The organism is Streptomyces sp. NPDC058741 (assembly GCF_042746715.1).
Taxonomy (GTDB): Bacteria; Actinomycetota; Actinomycetes; order Streptomycetales; family Streptomycetaceae; genus Streptomyces.
Window position 1 is genome coordinate 147,443 of sequence record NZ_JBHYQH010000012.1, and the last position, 15,704, is coordinate 163,146.

Here is a 15,704-nt window from a genome sequence, read left to right on the forward strand (position 1 = left end):
TCATCGCAGCCCTCCGCGCAGTTCGACCAGGTCCGCCAGTTCGGCGTCCGTGAGTTCCGTGAGCGCCGCCTCGCCGGAGCCCAGCACGGCGTCCGCCAGCTCCTTCTTGCGGACCAGCAGCGCGGCGATGCGATCCTCGATGGTTCCCTCGGTGACGATCCGGTGCACCTGCACGGGCCGGGTCTGCCCGATGCGGTAGGCGCGGTCGGTCGCCTGCGCCTCGACGGCCGGGTTCCACCAGCGGTCGTAGTGCACGACGTGCTCGGCCCGGGTGAGGTTCAGCCCGGTGCCCGCTGCCTTCAGCGACAGCAGGAAGACGGGCACCTCGCCGTCCTGGAAGCGCCGCACCATGGCCTCGCGCTGGGCGACGGGCGTCCCGCCGTGCAGGAACATCGAGGGTGTGCCCCGGGCGGCCAGGTGTCTTTCGAGGATGCGGGCCATCTGGACGTACTGCGTGAAGACCAGCACGCCCGCCCGCTCGGCGAGGATCGTGCCGAGCAGCTCGTCCAGCAGCTCCAGCTTCCCGGAGCGCCCACCGATCACCGGCTGCTCCTCCTTGAGGTACTGCGCCGGGTGGTTGCAGATCTGCTTGAGCCCCGTCAGCAGCTTCACGATCAGACCCCGCCGCGCCATGCTGTCCGCACCGGAGATCTCCGCGAGCGCCTCGCGCACCACGGCCTCGTACAGCGCCGTCTGCTCCTGGGTGAGCGACACGGCGTGATCGGTCTCCGTCTTCGGGGGCAGCTCGGGCGCGATCCCCGGGTCCGACTTGCGGCGGCGCAGCAGGAACGGCCGTACGAGCCGGGCCAGCCGGTCGGCCGCGACCGGGTCCTGACCGCCCTCGACGGCTTCCGCGTACCGCCTGCGGAAGGTGCTGAGCCGGCCCAGCAGCCCCGGGGTCGCCCAGTCGAGGATCGCCCACAGCTCCGACAGGTTGTTCTCCACAGGGGTGCCGGTCAGCGCCACGCGCGCGCGTGCCCCGATGGAACGCAACTGCCGCGCGGTCGAGGAGAACGGGTTCTTCACGTGCTGTGCCTCGTCCGTCACGAGCATGCCCCACGGCACCTCGGCGAGCCGGGCGGCGTCCAGCCGCATCGTGCCGTAGGTGGTCAGCACGAACTCCCCGTCGGCCAGGCCGTCCAGGGTGCGCCGTGCGCCGTGGAAGCGCCGCACGGGGGTACCGGGCGCGAACCGCTCGATCTCCCGCTGCCAGTTGCCCATCAGGGACGTCGGACAGACCACCAGGGTGGGACCGGCGGACTCCGGGACGGTCTGCCGGTGCAGGTGCAACGCGATCAGGGTGATCGTCTTCCCGAGTCCCATGTCGTCGGCCAGACAGCAGCCCAGCCCCAGTGACGTCATGCTCACGAGCCAGTTCAGGCCCCGCCGCTGGTAGTCGCGCAGGGTGGCCGTGAGGGCCGCCGGCTGCTCCACGGGCTGCTGCGCCTCGGGGTCCGCGAGGCGTTCCCGCAGTGTCGCCAGCCACCCGGTGGGGCGTACCTCCACCCGCCGGCCGTCCAGCTCCGTCCAGCCCGTGAGGGCCGCGCCCAGGGCGTCCACCGGCGTGACCTTGTGATCCTGCCGGGAGCGGGCGCGGCTCAGTTCCTGAGGATCGACCAGGACCCACTGGTCGCGCAGGCGCACCACGGGGCGCTTGGCCTCGGCCAGCCGGTCCAGTTCGGCACGGGTGAGCCGCTGGTCGCCCAGCGCGAACGACCAGGTGAAGGAGAGCAACGCGTCGGCGGACAGGAACGACGGCACGGCGCCGGAGAACCGGTCGCGGTCCGGCTCCCCGCCGGCACGGCCCACCTCCGCGCGGGTGGTGAGCCCACGGATCAGGCCCTTCGGCCAGTGCACGTCGACCCCGGCCGCCGCCAGGGCGCGGGCGCCCGTGCCGAGGAGCTCGGTGACCTCGTCGTCGGCGAGGTCGACCACGTCCGGCACGGTCGCCGAAAGCAGCGGCGTGAGCGGGGCCCAGGCCCGCGCCGCACGGCGCAGGGCGAGCAGGGCGTCCATCCGGGCGCGGGCGCCGAAGGCGTCGTCCCGTGCGCCGGCCCAGATGTCGGCGGCGTCCGCGACGAGCGCCGGGTCGCTCACGCTGTGCACCTGCAGCACGGCCCGGAACGTCACGCGGGCTGCGTCGGTCGTCGCGTCGGCTGGGCGGTTCGTTGCGGCGGCGTCGACTGTCGCGTCGGCTGGTTGGTACGTTGCTGCGGCGTCGGTCGTCGCGTCCGCTGCGCGGTGCACTGCCGGGGCCGCCACCGCGTCCGGCCAACCGCTCACCGCGCCTTCGCCGGTCGTTGCGTCCGAAAGGCCGGTCGCTGGGGCCGAAAGCCCGTCCACCGCGTCCGCCCAGTGGCTTGCCGCGTCTTCGCCGGTCGCCGTGTCCGACAGGTCCTCTGCCGTGTCCGACAGGCCGTCCGCCTCGATTCGCAGCGACAGCCGCACGCCCGCGTCGTGGCCCGCCGCGATGTCGGCCGCCCAGGCGCGATGCCCGGGCAGGTGCACCGGCTCGGGCGCTGCGTAGGCCCGGCCACCCGTCACCAGGGGCGCGGCGGGGGAGCGGGGCAGGGTGTCGGCGACGGCGTCGAGGAAGGCCCGCAGGAGCTGCTCCGGGTCGGGCAGCCGCAACGGCTCCCCGTTTGGCAGCGGCACGGCGTGCGCCTCGGGCGGCATCGCGGCGGCCAGGCAGCGTACGGCCTCGATGTCCTGGGCGCGCAGCGGGCCCGTGCGCCAGGCGTCGTGGTCCTCCGCAGACAGCCCGGGCAGCAGCAGGCCGCGTGCCACGAACTGCAGGGCGTGCAGGGCCGCCGCGCCCCAGAACACGGTGGTCCGGTGGCCCTGGTTCAGGGCACGCGCGCGCGTGAGGACGGGTAGGGCCGCACGCACCGGCAGCAGCACGGCCGGCACACTCTGCGCCTGCACCCCGTCGATGCCGGGCACGGCGACCGTCAGTTCGGCGACGGACGCCGGGGCCGGGGGAGCGGTGCCGTCGGGCCGCCAGAAGGCGACAGTGCCGGTGCGGGCCGGATCTCCGGGCAGGAAAACGGAGGGGCATTCGTTCAGTTCGGAAAGATCGCAGCGAAGGGAGGGAGGGGAGGGAAGGGAGGAGGACGCCGGGGGAGTCGGGCGCTCGGCTATGACTGGCTCCTCAAATTTGACTAGCTGCTTGGGAGGGGCCGAGGTTACAGCACGTTCGATGCACGCGGGTGCGGGGAAGCCGTGATGTGGGTCACCATGGAGGCGCGGTGGTGTTCTGTCGCTGCGGCGCACCGGCGTACTCGGGGTCGCCTGGGGGCCGCGTCTCAGGGATGTCTCAGGGATTCCTCCGGGCCGGGTCCGGAACCGCCGCGAACCCGGGCCCGTTCTCAGAGCAGAGAGCGGCCACGGCCGCGAAGGAGGCGACAGTCATGTCGAACAACGCCAAGATCGCCGCAGGCGGTGTGGCGGTCGGGCTCATCCTGCTGATCTGGCTGCCCTGGTGGGCCGCGCTTCTGATCATCCTGGGAGTCCCTGCCGCCGCGTACCTCACCCTGGACCCCGCACAGCGGCGCAGGCTCCGCCGCGTCACCCGCAAGGAGATCGGGCGCTGACCGGCCGGAGGTAACGGCTCGTCCGCGGGGATCAGCTCGGCCGTACGGCCATCTTGTCGAGCGCTTCGAGGAGACCCGGCAGCTCGGGACCCCGGCCCACCGGCAGGACCTCGCCGGGCTCCTCGTCGAGCAGCACGAAGGCGATGTCGTCGGTCCTGGCGACGAGCGACCAGCCGGGACCGTCGGCCCGCAGGGTCCGCGCGTCGCCCGCGGCGAAGGAGGAGCGGACGCGGCCCAGCGGCGGCGGCGAGTCGATGTAGCCGCGGGCCTCCGCGAGCACGCGCCGGATGCCGCTGTGGCCCGGACGGCTGTCCTCCCCGCCCTCGGGGGCTCCGGTCACCGGGTCCCCGTCACCAGGTGTCCCCGTGGCCGTCGCCGAGATCCCCTCTGCAGTCCCCTCCGTGGTCCCCGCCGCGGCACTCACCACGGCACCAGTGGTGGTCCCCGGCTCGGGGAAGGCGTCGTCGTCGACCTGCTCCCGCCACGTCGCCCATTGCAGCGCGATCTCGTCCGCGCCGAGCCGCCGCTGGGCCGGTCCCCACACCGTGGTGTCCGGCGGCGTCAGCGGCGGCCGGTCGTCGGCCTCCGGACCGGGGTCGTGCGGCGCGGGCACGTCGGGAGCCGCGACGGCGACCGCGAGCGGCCAGCCCGGCAGAGCCGCGACGACCGTGCTCTCGTCGGGCGACAGCTCGTACTCCATACCGCAGTCCCAGGACGCGATCGCGACGGCCACCAGGGAGACGTCGTCGATGACGACGGTCCACCGCGCGCCGTCGCCGTCCTGGCCGAGGACCAGCCCGTACCCGTCCGCCAGCGGTGCGAGGCCGAGCGCGGCGCACGCCTCCGGATAGTCGTCGCCCAGCACACTCGGGAACTTCGCCGGCGTCAGCAGTACCGCCGTGAGCACATAGAGCGCATCGTCCTCGGCGGCGACGGCGGTCTCGTCGGTCCCGGCCATCCCAGCCTCCCCATCGGTTCGTCCAACGGCGCGCACCCTAGTGCGCGCGGAAGCCGCTTGTCACGACCTCACGGGCGCACCGAGCTGCAGTTTTCCGGCGGACGGGGCGAATCGTCCCTCGGATCGCGCGCGTCTCCCTCTCCGGGAGCCCCACGTCCCGCTCCACCAGGCGGTACGCGGTTGACCGCCTGGCTCCATGCCGCGGTTCACCGCCCCTGCCCTACGTCACCACACTCCGCCCAGCCCGTGCGCCTCGGCCGCCCGGCCTTACGGCTCGCGCCGCCCGGCTCCTGCCGTCACTCCGCCGGAAGCCCCAGGAGCGCGCGGGCCACGGTCCCCGGTGACTCACCGCGCTCGCGGGCGAGGGCGGCTACGGCCCGGCCCGCCAGTTGGTTCACCCCGAAGGACAGCGCCTCCGGCGAGACCCAACCGGCCGCCTCGTCGGCCCTCTCCTGGTCGTCCTCAGCGGACGCCGTGACATAGACGGCCGCGGCCTCGAAGAGATCGTGCGGGCGTGCACCACCGTCGGCCTTCGGTTCGGTGCGCAGGGGCGTGCGCGACCCTGCCCCCTGTCTTGCGGACTCTGTTCCACATCGCTGACCACCTTCCCCCAGCGCGTCGTGTCGCCGCTCACCGATCGTCTCTCCCTCACCAGCGTAGAGTTGGAGCTCTCGCGTCAGAAGGGGGGACGACGCGGTGAAGCGCTACGAGCGACTCCGCCGGATGCGGCGGATGGACCCGTACGAGGACGCCACGGAGATCTACCGGCTGAGCACGGCCTACGAGTTCCCCTGGGACTACGCCCGGGCCCTGGAGCTGGCCCTCTACCGCACCTACGCCGTCCCGAGCATCGGGAGGCTGCTCGCGCGGACGGCCGAGCTCACCGACCGTACGCAGAAGCGCTACGACGACACCTCGCTCCTCCTCGACGCCATCGTCGAGCACGGCTTCGGCAGCCGGCAGGGCAAGACCGCGCTGCGCCGCATCAACCAGATGCACCGCGCCTACGACATCAGCGACGACGACATGCGCTACGTCCTGTGCACCTTCGTCGTGACCCCCAAGCGGTGGATCGACGCCCACGGCTGGCGCAGGATGTCGCGCCACGAGACCGTCGCCGGCGCCGTCCACTACCGCACGCTCGGACGGCACATGGGCATCAAGGACATCCCCGAGACCTACGAGGAGTTCGAGGCCTTCCTCGACGCCTACGAGGCGGACCACTTCGCCTGGGACCAGGACGCCCGGCGCGTCTCGGACGCGACGCTCGACCTGATGGCCTCCTGGTATCCGCGCCCGCTCGCGCCCCTGCTGCGCACCGCCACCCTCTCGCTGCTCGACGACTCGCTCCTGCGCGCCTTCCGCTACACCCCGCCGAACGCCGCCACGCGCGCGTGGGTGCGGCGAGCGGTGTGGCTGCGCGGGCGTGCCGTCCGGCTGATGCCGCCCCGGACCACCCCGCACTTCGCCCGCCGGAACCGGGAGATCAAGGGCTACCCGTACGGATACCGGCTCGACGACCTCGGCACCCGGCCTGTCCCGGGAGTCCGTGGCTGCCCCGCGCGGCACACCCCGGACGCCGGAGCGGGCTGACGGGGCAGGTCAGTCCTCGCGGACGGCGAGCGCCAGGAAGCGTGCGTCCTCGTCTGCGTACGAGGTCATGCGCCACCCGGAACCGGCCAGCAGGGGGCGCAGGTTGGGCTCGGCCCGCAGGTCGTCGGGCGTGAGCGGACGTCCGTGGCGGGCCGCGAGGGCCGCCCTGCCGATGGGGTGGAACAGCGCCAGCACACCGCCGGGACGCACCACACGGGCCAGCTCCCGCAGGTTCTCGGCCGGGCTCGGCAGATGCGAGATCAGGCCCGCGCCGAACACGGCGTCCAGGGACTCGGAGCGAAGGGGCAGCGCGGAGACGTCCGTGAGCAGCAGCGTCCCGTCACGGTCCCGTCCGGCCCGTACGGCCTCCTCCAGCATGGCCGGGGTGAGGTCGGCCCCCAGCACCACCCCCGAGGGGCCGACCGCGGCCCGCAGCGGCGGCAGGGCGCGTCCGGTGCCGCACCCCGCGTCGAGCACCCGGTCGCCCGCCCGCAGCCCGATTTCGGCGACCGCCGCCGCGTAGGCGGGCCCGTCGTCGGGGAACCGGCTGTCCCAGCCGGCGGCGCGGGCTGTGAAGAACTCCTGGACACGCGTCTGGTCGTCGCTCATGTACGGCATGATTCCCCACCGGCGCGCAGGACGCCCCAGCGCACCTCCGTGGGTGTGGCGCGATCGACTCGCGGTGTGCCGCTCATCCCCTGTGGGTGTGGCCCGATCGCCTCAGGGTGAGCCGCTCACTCCCTGCGGGTCAGTGCGTGATGTCCCGCTCCGCCAGGACCCGGTCGATCCGGACGCGGACGAGCAGCTCGCCGGGGACGCCGTTCCGGGCGCCGAACTCCTCGGCCCGGTCCTCGCCCATGTACCGGGCGCCGATGCGGGTGGCCCAGTGCCGTGTCTCCTCGAGGTCCTCCGAGATGCGGGCGCGGCCCCGCAGCACCACGAACGAGTACGGCGGCCGGTCGTCGTCCACGCACAGGGCGATCCGGCCGTCACGGGCGATGTTGCGGCCCTTGACGGTGTTCTTGCCGGTGTTGAACACCACCTCGTCACCATCCAGCAGGAACCAGATCGGGGCCACGTGCGGGCTGCCGTCGGCCCGGACGGTGGAGAGCTTCGCGGTACGGGTGCCGTGGGAGACGAACTCCCGCCACTGCGCGTCGGTCATCTTCTCTGCCATGGCTCCCATCCTCCTTGCCCCCGCAGCGGTCCTGGGGAAGGCTGGCGTGGAGATTCTCTCTCCAGGAGGAGAGTCACACGGGGAAAAAGCGGGGAGAACGGAACATGGCCCACAACCGGGGACTCGACTGGCTGCTGGATGACCTGACCGAGCGCGTCCGTCACGTGCGTCACGCACTGGTCCTGTCCAACGACGGCCTGGTGACCGGGGCGAGCACGGGGTTACGCCGCGAGGACGCGGAGCACCTCGCGGCCGTGTCGTCCGGCCTGCACAGCCTCGCCAAGGGATCGGGGCGGCACTTCGGGGCGGGCAGCCCACGCCAGACCATGATCGAGTTCGACGACGCGGTGCTCTTCGTCACCGCGGCCGGCACGGGCAGCTGTCTGTGCGTCCTCAGCGGCGCCGAGGCCGACATCGGCCAGATCGCGTACGAGATGACCCTCCTGGTCAACCGGGTGGGCGAGCACCTCGACGTGGACGCGCGCCGGCCCGAGCACAAGCCGAACACAGAGCTCTGAGCAGCGCGTTCTCCCTCCCCCGCGGAGTTATCCACAGGCTCGCCGCGAGGTGCGCGCAAGCGGCTACGGTTTTTCCACGGCGACCGCACACGGCGTGAGCCGCTGACTCCACGGGGGAGACCGACCATGTCACGCACCATCGCGCAACCCGACGGCCCCAGCTGCGCCCCGAGCCGGGCCGCCCGCGAACTCGACCTGAAACGCGGCGAGTTCGACCTCGCGGTGAATCTGGGTCTCATCCGGACCGTCCCCGGCGAAGGAGCGGGAGGCCGACGCGTCAGCCGCGCCGAGATCGACCGGCTGCGCGCCGAGGACACCTTCCCCGACGGTCTGCGCGAACGCGTCCGGACCGTCGGCACCAAAGAAGGCGCCGAACTCATGGATGTGCCGGCCTCGAGGTTCACGAACCTGGCCCGCTTCGGCCTCCTCGTGCCCGTGCGCTTCTACCTGAACCGCTACCGGACCGTCGTCTGGCTGTATCCGGCCTACGAGCTCCGGCAGTTCGCGGCGGAGGAGAGCAACGCCCGGCTGCTGACAGGCCGTACACCGGAGGAGGTCAGGGAAGGGCTGAAGGCCGGTCTGGACCGAAGGCCCCGCAACTGGCGCGGACGCCAGACCGGCTTCCTGCGGCGGCAGGCGGGAGACGACCTCTGGGCCCAGGCCGCGGCCATCGCCTGCCTTCTCGACCCCGCCGACGTGACCGACGTCGTCGAAGACCCCTCCGAACGCGCCCACCTGCTTCGCTGCCGGCCCCGGCTCCCCGTCCACGGCGCCCCCGGCTCACCTGCCGCCGAGCTGGCCGGGCAGCTCATGACGGCGAGCGAGCCGGACGAGGTGGCCTGGCTCCGCGCGGACCTGGCCCACACGACGGAGCTGGCGCGCGGGAACCGCCGCCCGGCACCCCGCCCGGGACCGGCCCCCGCACCGCAGCCGACACAAGTGGGCCTGACAACATCACCGAGCCTGTGGGCTCTGTCGACCCCGGCACCCGCGCCGCCGTCCCTTCCCCCGGCCCCCGCCGCCCACCCGCCCTCCCCCTCGGCGCCGGTCCGGACAGGCCTCCTCGGTCTGCTGCGCCGCAGAGGGCGGCGGCCCGACCGATGACCCCGTCGGCCGGCGTGGTGGGCGGTGACGGATGGCCCCGTGTCGAGAGCCGTCCGGCCGGCGTCGTCTGCCCCGCGCTCCGGAACACGCCTCCGGATGCGTCCGGATCCGCCTTCCGAGGAGACTGGCCTCAGGAGGCCGTCATGTTCCGTTCCACCAAGGCGTTCAGTGGTTTCTCGGTCGACGACATCGACGCGGCCAGGACGTTCTACGGGGACACCCTCGGGCTCAGGGTGTCGGAGGAGCACGGCATGCTCTTCCTGCCCATCACCGGTGACCGAGACATCCTGGTCTGCCCCAAGAAGGATCACACCCCGGCGACGTACACCGTGCTGACCTTCCCCGTCGACGACATCGAGGCCGCCGTCGACGAGCTGGACCGCGGAAGGGTGCGGTTCGAGCACTCCGACCCCTTCGACACGGATGACAAGGGCATCTTCCGCGGTGGTGGCCCGCTGATCGCCTGGTTCACCGACCCCGCGGGGAACGTGCTGTCCCTCATCCAGGAAGCCTGACGCGCCGGGCATGCCCGAGCTCCCGGACGTCGAGGGCTTCCGGAGGGTGCTCGAGTCCTGCGCCAGGGGCCGGGTCATCCGGCGCGTCGACGTGCGCGATCCCGGCGTCCTGCACGGGGTCGACGCACGAGGGCTGCGGGACGCCCTGGAGGGACGGCGGTTCGGCGCACCGGAGCGACGCGGCAAGTGGCTCCTCGCCCGGACCGGGGGCCCCACGCTGGTGCTGCACTTCGGGATGACCGGCCGTCTCGTCTGCGGGCGTGTGGACGATGCCGTCGAACCACACGACCGCGTGCTGTTCACACTGGGCGCCGGCCGCCAACTGCGCTTTCGTGACCAGCGCAAACTGCAGGGGCTCTGGCTGGCCCACGACGAGCCGGAGCTCGGCCGGCTGCTCCGGAGGCAGGGCCCGGACGCGCTGTCGGTGGACCGCGCCGAGTTCGAGGCGACGCTGGCGTCGCGCCGCGGCCGGCTGAAGGGCGCGCTCACCGACCAGGCGGTCGTCGCCGGCCTGGGCAACCTGCTCGCCGACGAGATCCTCTGGCGAGCCCGGTTGCGCCCCGACCGGACGGCGCGGGAGCTCACCCAGGCCGACCGGCGCCGCCTGTACCGGGAGATGCGCGGCACCCTGCGCTCCTCGGTCACCGCCGGCTGTGTCCCGCCCCGTGACTCCTGGCTCACCGGCCACCGCGACGACCGGGAGCCGCGGTGCCCGCGCTGCGGCACCGGCCTGCGGCGCTCACGGATGGCGGGCCGCGGCACGGTCTGGTGCCCGCGGTGCCAGCCGGAGGGCTGACCGAGCCGATCGGTCGGACTTCCGGCTGTCAGGGAGCTTCCGCCGGCTGAGGTGTACCGTCCGGCGGCACGAGCGACTGCGCCAGGGGAATCCGCGCCAGGGTGAACACCCCGGCGGCGATCAGCGCGACACCGAACAGCTGCGGCACCAGCCACCAGCCGGTGCGGATCGTCTCCTCGTAGAGGAGGAGCCCGAGAGTGAAGCTCACCAGCGCGTCGCCGAGGGTGAGCGCGGGCTGGGAGGCGACCAGGGGGCCTCCCTGCAGGGTGTTCTCCAGCAGGAACAGCGCGCACACGCCGGTCGCGGCGAACGCGTACGTCTGCCAGGAGGTGAGGAACGCGACGATGCCCTCGTCGTCGAGGATGTGGGTGGCGGCCTTCATCAGCGCGGCGGTCACCGCGTAGGTGATGGCCGTCGCGGCCCCGAGGCAGGCCGCCCGGGTGCGGCCCTGCGGGCGCTTGAGGGCGGCGAGGGCGAGAGCGGCGACCGCGCCCGCGCACGCGGCGAGAGCGGGGATCCATCGGTCCAGCGCCACTTGGGTGCGGTTGCCGGTGGGGGAGGCGGCGGTGAGCGCGACCGCCAGCCCGGCCACCACCACCGTGACCGCCACCCACCCCGAAGCCGGCAGGTGCCGGTGCATCACCAAGGAGGCGACGATGAGGGTGAGCGGCAGTTCCAGCACGAACAGCGGCTGCACGATCGTCAGAGGTCCGGCCGCCAGCGCCACCGCCTGGCAGACGGCGGCGCCGATCACCGCGAGGATGCCCGCCAGCCAGACGGGACGCCGCAGCAGATCGAGCATCAGCCCGGCCCGGAACCCCTGGGAGCTCGGCACGGTCAGCGCCGCCTTGCGCTGCAACACCGTCGCGACGGCGTTGCTGAGGGCCGCGCAGACGGCGAAGACGACGGGGAGCACGGTGTGCAGCGAAGTCACCTCCCCGATCCGCGGGCCCGCCTGCCGGTCGGGCGTCCTCCTGCCATGCTCGGCGGATCGGGCAGTGCGCGCGATCCGGGAGCGTGCGGACTGGGAGCGTGCGGTCCGGGCCGGCCGGGGTGCCCGCTGTCAGGTCCCCGGCGGGGCAGCCGTCATCCCAGCTTCCGGAAGAGCCCCTCCTGCACGACCGACACGACCAGCCGGCCCTCACGGTCGTAGATCCGGCCCCGTGCCAGGCCCCGGCCGCCCACCGCGATCGGCGACTCCTGGTCGTACAGCAGCCAGTCGTCGGCGCGGAAGGGCCGGTGGAACCACATCGCGTGGTCCAGCGACGCCATGTCGAAGCCGCGCGGTCCCCACAGCGGCTCGACCGGGATGCGGACGGCGTCCAGCAGGGTCATGTCGCTGGCGTAGGTGAGGGCGCAGGTGTGGACGAGCGGGTCGTCGCCGAGCGGCCCGACCGCCCGCATCCACACGGCGCTGCGCGGCTCGGCCTCCCGGGCCTCCTCGATCGTCCAGCGCAGCCGGTCGACGTAGCGGATGTCGAAGGGCTGGCGGCGGGCCATCCGCTCCAGCTGCTCGGGCAGCGCGCCCAGGTGCTGACGGATCTCGTCGGTGACCGTGGGCAGCGACTCGGGGTCCGGGACCGTGCGGGCGGGCGGCAGCTGGTGCTCGAAGCTGCCCTCCTCCGGCTTGTGGAAGGAGGCGGTGAGGTTGAAGATCGTGCGGCCCTGCTGCACGGCCGTGACCCGCCGGGTGGTGAACGAGCGCCCGTCGCGCACCCGCTCCACCTGGTACACGATCGGCACACCGGGGATGCCCGGGCGCAGGAAGTACGCGTGCAGCGAGTGCACGGGCCGGTCCCCCTCCGTGGTGCGGCCCGCGGCGACCAGCGCCTGGCCGGCCACCTGCCCGCCGAAGACCCGCTGCAGGGACTCCTGGGGGCTGCGCCCACGGAAGATGTTGACCTCGATCTGCTCCAGGTCGAGCAGGTCGACGAGCCTCTCGGCCGGGTTCGTCGTCATGGGTGGGATTCTCCTGTGCTCGCTGCTGCCCGGCCCGTCACAGCTGGCCGACGTCGGTGACCCGGACGACCGCGCGGCCCTCCGCGTCCGAGGCGGTGAGGTCGACCTCGGCGCTGATGCCCCAGTCGTGGTCGCCGCTGGGGTCGTGGAAGACCTGCCGGACCCGCCACAGGGCGTTCTGCGGCTCCTCCTCGATGATGAGCAGCTTCGGGCCGCGGGCGTCGGGGCCGGTGCCGAGGTCGTCGTACTCGTCCCAGTACGTGTCCATCGCCTCGCCCCACGCCCCGGCGTCCCAGCCGGACTCCGCGTCCATCTCGCCCAGCTCCTCGAGCTGGTCGAGGGCGGCCAGCTCGACGCGGCGGAACATGGCGTTGCGGACCAGGACGCGGAAGGCGCGCGCGTTGGCGGTGACGGGCTTGACCTCGTCGGCCTTCTCCTGGGCCTCCTCGGCGGTCATCTCCTCCGGGTTGGCCAGCTGCTCCCACTCGTCGAGCAGGCTGGAGTCGACCTGGCGCACCATCTCGCCGAGCCACTCGATCAGGTCCTGCAGGTCCTCGGACTTCAGGTCGTCGGGGACGGTGTGGTCGAGGGCCTTGTAGGCGCTGGCCAGGTAGCGCAGCACGATGCCCTCGGTGCGGGCCAGCTCGTAGTGGGACACCAACTCGGTGAAGGACAGCGCCCGTTCGTACATGTCCCGAATGACCGACTTCGGCGACAGCGGATGGTCGCCGACCCAGGGGTGGCTCTTGCGGTACGTGTCGTACGCGTGGAAGAGCAGTTCCTCCAGGGGCTTCGGGTACGTGATGTCCTGGAGGCGCTCCATGCGCTCCTCGTACTCGACGCCGTCGGCCTTCATCTGGGCCACGGCCTCGCCGCGCGCCTTGTTCTGCTGGGCGGCGAGGATCTGCCGGGGATCGTCCAGGGTCGACTCGACGACGGACACCATGTCGAGCGCGTAGGACGGCGATTCGGGGTCGAGCAGCTCGAACGCGGCGAGTGCGAACGTGGACAGCGGCTGGTTGAGCGCGAAGTCCTGCTGGAGGTCGACCGTGAGGCGGACGACGCGGCCGGTGGCGTCCGGCTCGTCGAGCTTCTCGACGATGCCGCCGTCCAGCAGCGAGCGGTAGATGGCGATGGCCCGGCGGATGTGCCGCAGCTGCTGCTTGCGCGGCTCGTGGTTGTCCTCCAGCAGTCGGCGCATCGCCTCGAAGGCGTTGCCGGGGCGGGCGATCACCGACAGCAGCATCGTGTGCGTCACCCGGAACCGGGAGGTCAGCGGCTCCGGCTCGGAGCCGATGAGCTTCTCGAAGGTCTGTTCCGACCAGGCGACGAAGCCCTCCGGGGCCTTCTTGCGGACCACCTTGCGGCGCTTCTTCGGATCGTCCCCCGCCTTGGCGAGGGCCTTCTCGTTCTCGACGACGTGCTCCGGCGCCTGCGCGACGACGAAGCCCTCCGTGTCGTAGCCGGCGCGTCCGGCGCGGCCCGCGATCTGGTGGAACTCCCGGGCCCGCAGCGTCCGCACGCGGCTGCCGTCGTACTTGGTGAGGGCCGTGAACAGCACCGTGCGGATGGGGACGTTGACTCCGACGCCGAGCGTGTCCGTACCGCAGATGACCTTCAGCAGACCGGCCTGGGCGAGCTTCTCCACCAGACGCCGGTACTTGGGCAGCATGCCGGCGTGGTGGACGCCGATGCCGTGCCGGACGTAGCGGGAGAGGTTGCGGCCGAACTTGGTGGTGAAGCGGAAGTTGCCGATCAGGTCGGCGATCTGCTCCTTCTCCTCCCGCGAGCACATGTTGATGCTCATCAGCGCCTGCGCCCGCTCCACGGCCTGCGCCTGTGTGAAGTGCACGATGTAGACGGGTGCCTGCCGGGCCGCGAGCAGGTCGGTCAGCGTCTCCGTCAGCGGGGTGTAGCGGTACTCGTAGGACAGCGGCACCGGGCGGGTCGCCGAGCGCACGACCGCCGTGGGGCGGCCGGTGCGGCGGGCGAGGTCCTTCTCGAAGAAGGAGACGTCGCCCAGCGTCGCCGACATCAGGATGAACTGCGACTGCGGCAGTTCCAGGATCGGGATCTGCCAGGCCCAGCCGCGGTCGCCCTCGGCGTAGAAGTGGAACTCGTCCATCACGACCTGGCCCACGTCGGCGTCCTTGCCGTCGCGCAGCGCGATCGACGCGAGGACCTCGGCCGTGCAGCAGATCACCGGGGCGTCCGCGTTGACCGACGCGTCGCCGGTCAGCATGCCGACGTTCTCCGTACCGAAGAGCTTGCACAGCTCGAAGAACTTCTCCGACACCAGCGCCTTGATCGGGGCGGTGTAGAAGGTGACCTCGTCCCGGGCGAGGGCCGCGAAGTGCGCGCCCGCCGCGATCATGCTCTTGCCGGACCCGGTGGGCGTCGACACGATCACGTTCGCACCGGAGACCACCTCGATCAGCGCCTCCTCCTGGTGGGGGTAGAGCGTGAGACCCCGCTCACCGGCCCACGCCTCGAAGGCTTCGTACAGGGCGTCGGGGTCGGCGGTCCGCGGCAGCTGATCGATGAGGGTCACGCCCCCATCTTGCCTGGCCCGGTGCCCGATGCGGGAATCGGCTGCCGGTCCGAAGATCACGAACGCTACGCTGAGGCGCCGGCGACGCGTCAGCGCACCACGGTCAACTGGACAGCGGCACACGAGGAATGGGGCGGGCAACGGCCATGATGGGACCAGCACACTCACTGTCGGGCGCCGCCGCCTGGCTCGGCGTCGGCGCCGCCGCGGCCGCCGCGGGGCACCCGATGCCCTGGCCGGTCCTCCTCGTGGGCGCGCTGATCTGCGCGGGAGCCGCTCTCGCCCCCGATCTCGACCACAAGGCGGCCACGATCTCCCGGTCCTTCGGGCCGCTGTCGCGGTGGCTGTGCGAGATCGTGGACAAGCTGTCGTACGCCGTCTACAAGGCGACGAAGAAGCAGGGCGACCCGCGCCGCTCCGGCGGGCACCGCACGCTCACGCACACCTGGCTGTGGGCCGTGCTGATCGGTGCCGGCACCTCGGCCGTGGCGATCACCAGTGACCGCTGGGGCGTGCTGGCGATCCTCTTCGTGCACATGGTGCTGGCCATCGAGGGTCTGCTGTGGCGTGCGGCGCGCGGTTCCAGCAGTGACGTGCTGGTGTGGCTGCTGGCCGCCACCACCGCCTGGATCCTCGCCGGCATCCTCGACAAGCCGGGCAACGGCGCCGACTGGCTGTTCATGGAGCCGGGCCAGGAGTACCTGTGGCTGGGGCTGCCGGTGGTGCTCGGCGCGATCGTTCACGACATCGGGGACGCGCTCACCATCTCGGGCTGCCCGATCCTGTGGCCCATCCCGGTGGGCCGCAAGCGCTGGTACCCGGTCGGGCCGCCCAAGGCCGTGCGGTTCCGCGCGGGCAGCTGGGTCGAGCTGAGGGTGCTGATGCCGGTGTTCATGCTGCTCGGCGGGGTGGGCGGCGCGGCGGCGCTCAACTTCATCTG

General features: G+C 72.5%; 14 protein-coding genes and 1 pseudogene. 7 read left to right on the top strand and 8 right to left on the bottom strand.

The annotated features are described in order from the left end of the window. The gene (locus tag ACFW6P_RS13190) at positions 1-2,943 is read right to left on the bottom strand and encodes a DEAD/DEAH box helicase (protein WP_386423662.1); all 2,943 of its coding nucleotides are present in this window, start codon (positions 2,941-2,943) and stop codon (positions 1-3) included. A gap of 467 nt (positions 2,944-3,410) precedes the next feature. Between ACFW6P_RS13190 and ACFW6P_RS13195 the strand changes: the two genes are divergently transcribed. Further along, on the top strand, positions 3,411-3,593 hold the full coding sequence (locus ACFW6P_RS13195) for a hypothetical protein (RefSeq protein WP_386357568.1): 183 nt from the start codon (positions 3,411-3,413) through the stop codon (positions 3,591-3,593). A gap of 31 nt (positions 3,594-3,624) precedes the next feature. Here ACFW6P_RS13195 and ACFW6P_RS13200 read toward each other — a convergent pair whose 3' ends face one another. Both ACFW6P_RS13200 and ACFW6P_RS13205 read right to left on the bottom strand, forming a co-directional pair. Continuing rightward, complete coding sequence (locus tag ACFW6P_RS13200; RefSeq protein WP_386423664.1) at positions 3,625-4,551, bottom strand: hypothetical protein; 927 nt, start codon at positions 4,549-4,551, stop codon at positions 3,625-3,627. 296 nt (positions 4,552-4,847) lie between these two features. Beyond that, positions 4,848-5,145: pseudogene (locus ACFW6P_RS13205) on the bottom strand (hypothetical protein). 102 nt (positions 5,146-5,247) lie between these two features. Here ACFW6P_RS13205 and ACFW6P_RS13210 point away from each other — a divergent pair. Further along, complete coding sequence (locus tag ACFW6P_RS13210) at positions 5,248-6,144, top strand: oxygenase MpaB family protein (RefSeq protein WP_386357564.1); 897 nt, start codon at positions 5,248-5,250, stop codon at positions 6,142-6,144. Between the two features lie 9 nt (positions 6,145-6,153). Here ACFW6P_RS13210 and ACFW6P_RS13215 read toward each other — a convergent pair whose 3' ends face one another. Both ACFW6P_RS13215 and ACFW6P_RS13220 read right to left on the bottom strand, forming a co-directional pair. Continuing rightward, complete coding sequence (locus ACFW6P_RS13215; RefSeq protein WP_386357562.1) at positions 6,154-6,753, bottom strand: class I SAM-dependent methyltransferase; 600 nt, start codon at positions 6,751-6,753, stop codon at positions 6,154-6,156. Between the two features lie 139 nt (positions 6,754-6,892). Then, a complete protein-coding gene (locus tag ACFW6P_RS13220) occupies positions 6,893-7,321 on the bottom strand; it encodes a PPOX class F420-dependent oxidoreductase (protein ID WP_386423665.1) in 429 nt (142 codons plus the stop codon). Between the two features lie 104 nt (positions 7,322-7,425). Here ACFW6P_RS13220 and ACFW6P_RS13225 point away from each other — a divergent pair, with 104 nt between their 5' ends. The 4 genes from ACFW6P_RS13225 (at position 7,426) to ACFW6P_RS13240 (ending at position 10,254) form a co-directional block, all read left to right on the top strand. Beyond that, the gene (locus ACFW6P_RS13225; protein ID WP_386357558.1) at positions 7,426-7,839 is read left to right on the top strand and encodes a roadblock/LC7 domain-containing protein; all 414 of its coding nucleotides are present in this window, start codon (positions 7,426-7,428) and stop codon (positions 7,837-7,839) included. Positions 7,840-7,965: 126 nt separating this feature from the next. Next, a complete protein-coding gene (locus tag ACFW6P_RS13230; RefSeq protein WP_386423667.1) occupies positions 7,966-8,943 on the top strand; it encodes a DUF6397 family protein in 978 nt (325 codons plus the stop codon). Between the two features lie 143 nt (positions 8,944-9,086). Beyond that, on the top strand, positions 9,087-9,458 hold the full coding sequence (locus ACFW6P_RS13235; protein WP_386357554.1) for a VOC family protein: 372 nt from the start codon (positions 9,087-9,089) through the stop codon (positions 9,456-9,458). 10 nt (positions 9,459-9,468) lie between these two features. Continuing rightward, positions 9,469-10,254, top strand: coding sequence for an Fpg/Nei family DNA glycosylase (locus ACFW6P_RS13240; protein ID WP_386357552.1), 786 nt, complete (start codon positions 9,469-9,471; stop codon positions 10,252-10,254). A 28-nt stretch (positions 10,255-10,282) separates the two neighbouring features. Here ACFW6P_RS13240 and ACFW6P_RS13245 read toward each other — a convergent pair whose 3' ends face one another. The 3 genes from ACFW6P_RS13245 to ACFW6P_RS13255 form a co-directional block, all read right to left on the bottom strand. After that, positions 10,283-11,179 (bottom strand): DMT family transporter, encoded by an 897-nt coding sequence (locus ACFW6P_RS13245; RefSeq protein ID WP_386357665.1) that lies wholly within the window; start codon positions 11,177-11,179, stop codon positions 10,283-10,285. Between the two features lie 161 nt (positions 11,180-11,340). Then, positions 11,341-12,213, bottom strand: coding sequence for an acyl-CoA thioesterase (locus ACFW6P_RS13250; RefSeq protein WP_386357550.1), 873 nt, complete (start codon positions 12,211-12,213; stop codon positions 11,341-11,343). Between the two features lie 37 nt (positions 12,214-12,250). Continuing rightward, positions 12,251-14,764 carry a DEAD/DEAH box helicase gene (locus ACFW6P_RS13255; RefSeq protein ID WP_386357548.1) on the bottom strand — a complete coding sequence of 838 codons (2,514 nt, stop codon included), beginning with the start codon at positions 14,762-14,764 and terminating at the stop codon, positions 12,251-12,253. A gap of 146 nt (positions 14,765-14,910) precedes the next feature. Between ACFW6P_RS13255 and ACFW6P_RS13260 the strand changes: the two genes are divergently transcribed. Continuing rightward, a partial coding sequence (locus ACFW6P_RS13260; protein WP_386423669.1) for a metal-dependent hydrolase occupies positions 14,911-15,704 on the top strand: 794 nt, incomplete at its 3' end.

Bases quoted from the DNA above. Each gene is read 5' to 3' on its own strand.
- ACFW6P_RS13195 (WP_386357568.1), top strand. From the start codon at position 3,411: ATGTCGAACAACGCCAAGATCGCCGCAGGCGGTGTGGCGGTCGGGCTC.
- ACFW6P_RS13250 (WP_386357550.1), bottom strand. From the start codon at position 12,213: ATGACGACGAACCCGGCCGAGAGGCTCGTCGACCTGCTCGACCTGGAG.
- ACFW6P_RS13230 (WP_386423667.1), top strand. From the start codon at position 7,966: ATGTCACGCACCATCGCGCAACCCGACGGCCCCAGCTGCGCCCCGAGC.
- ACFW6P_RS13220 (WP_386423665.1), bottom strand. From the start codon at position 7,321: ATGGCAGAGAAGATGACCGACGCGCAGTGGCGGGAGTTCGTCTCCCAC.
- ACFW6P_RS13215 (WP_386357562.1), bottom strand. From the start codon at position 6,753: ATGAGCGACGACCAGACGCGTGTCCAGGAGTTCTTCACAGCCCGCGCC.
- ACFW6P_RS13235 (WP_386357554.1), top strand. From the start codon at position 9,087: ATGTTCCGTTCCACCAAGGCGTTCAGTGGTTTCTCGGTCGACGACATC.
- ACFW6P_RS13240 (WP_386357552.1), top strand. From the start codon at position 9,469: ATGCCCGAGCTCCCGGACGTCGAGGGCTTCCGGAGGGTGCTCGAGTCC.
- ACFW6P_RS13200 (WP_386423664.1), bottom strand. From the start codon at position 4,551: ATGGCCGGGACCGACGAGACCGCCGTCGCCGCCGAGGACGATGCGCTC.
- ACFW6P_RS13225 (WP_386357558.1), top strand. From the start codon at position 7,426: ATGGCCCACAACCGGGGACTCGACTGGCTGCTGGATGACCTGACCGAG.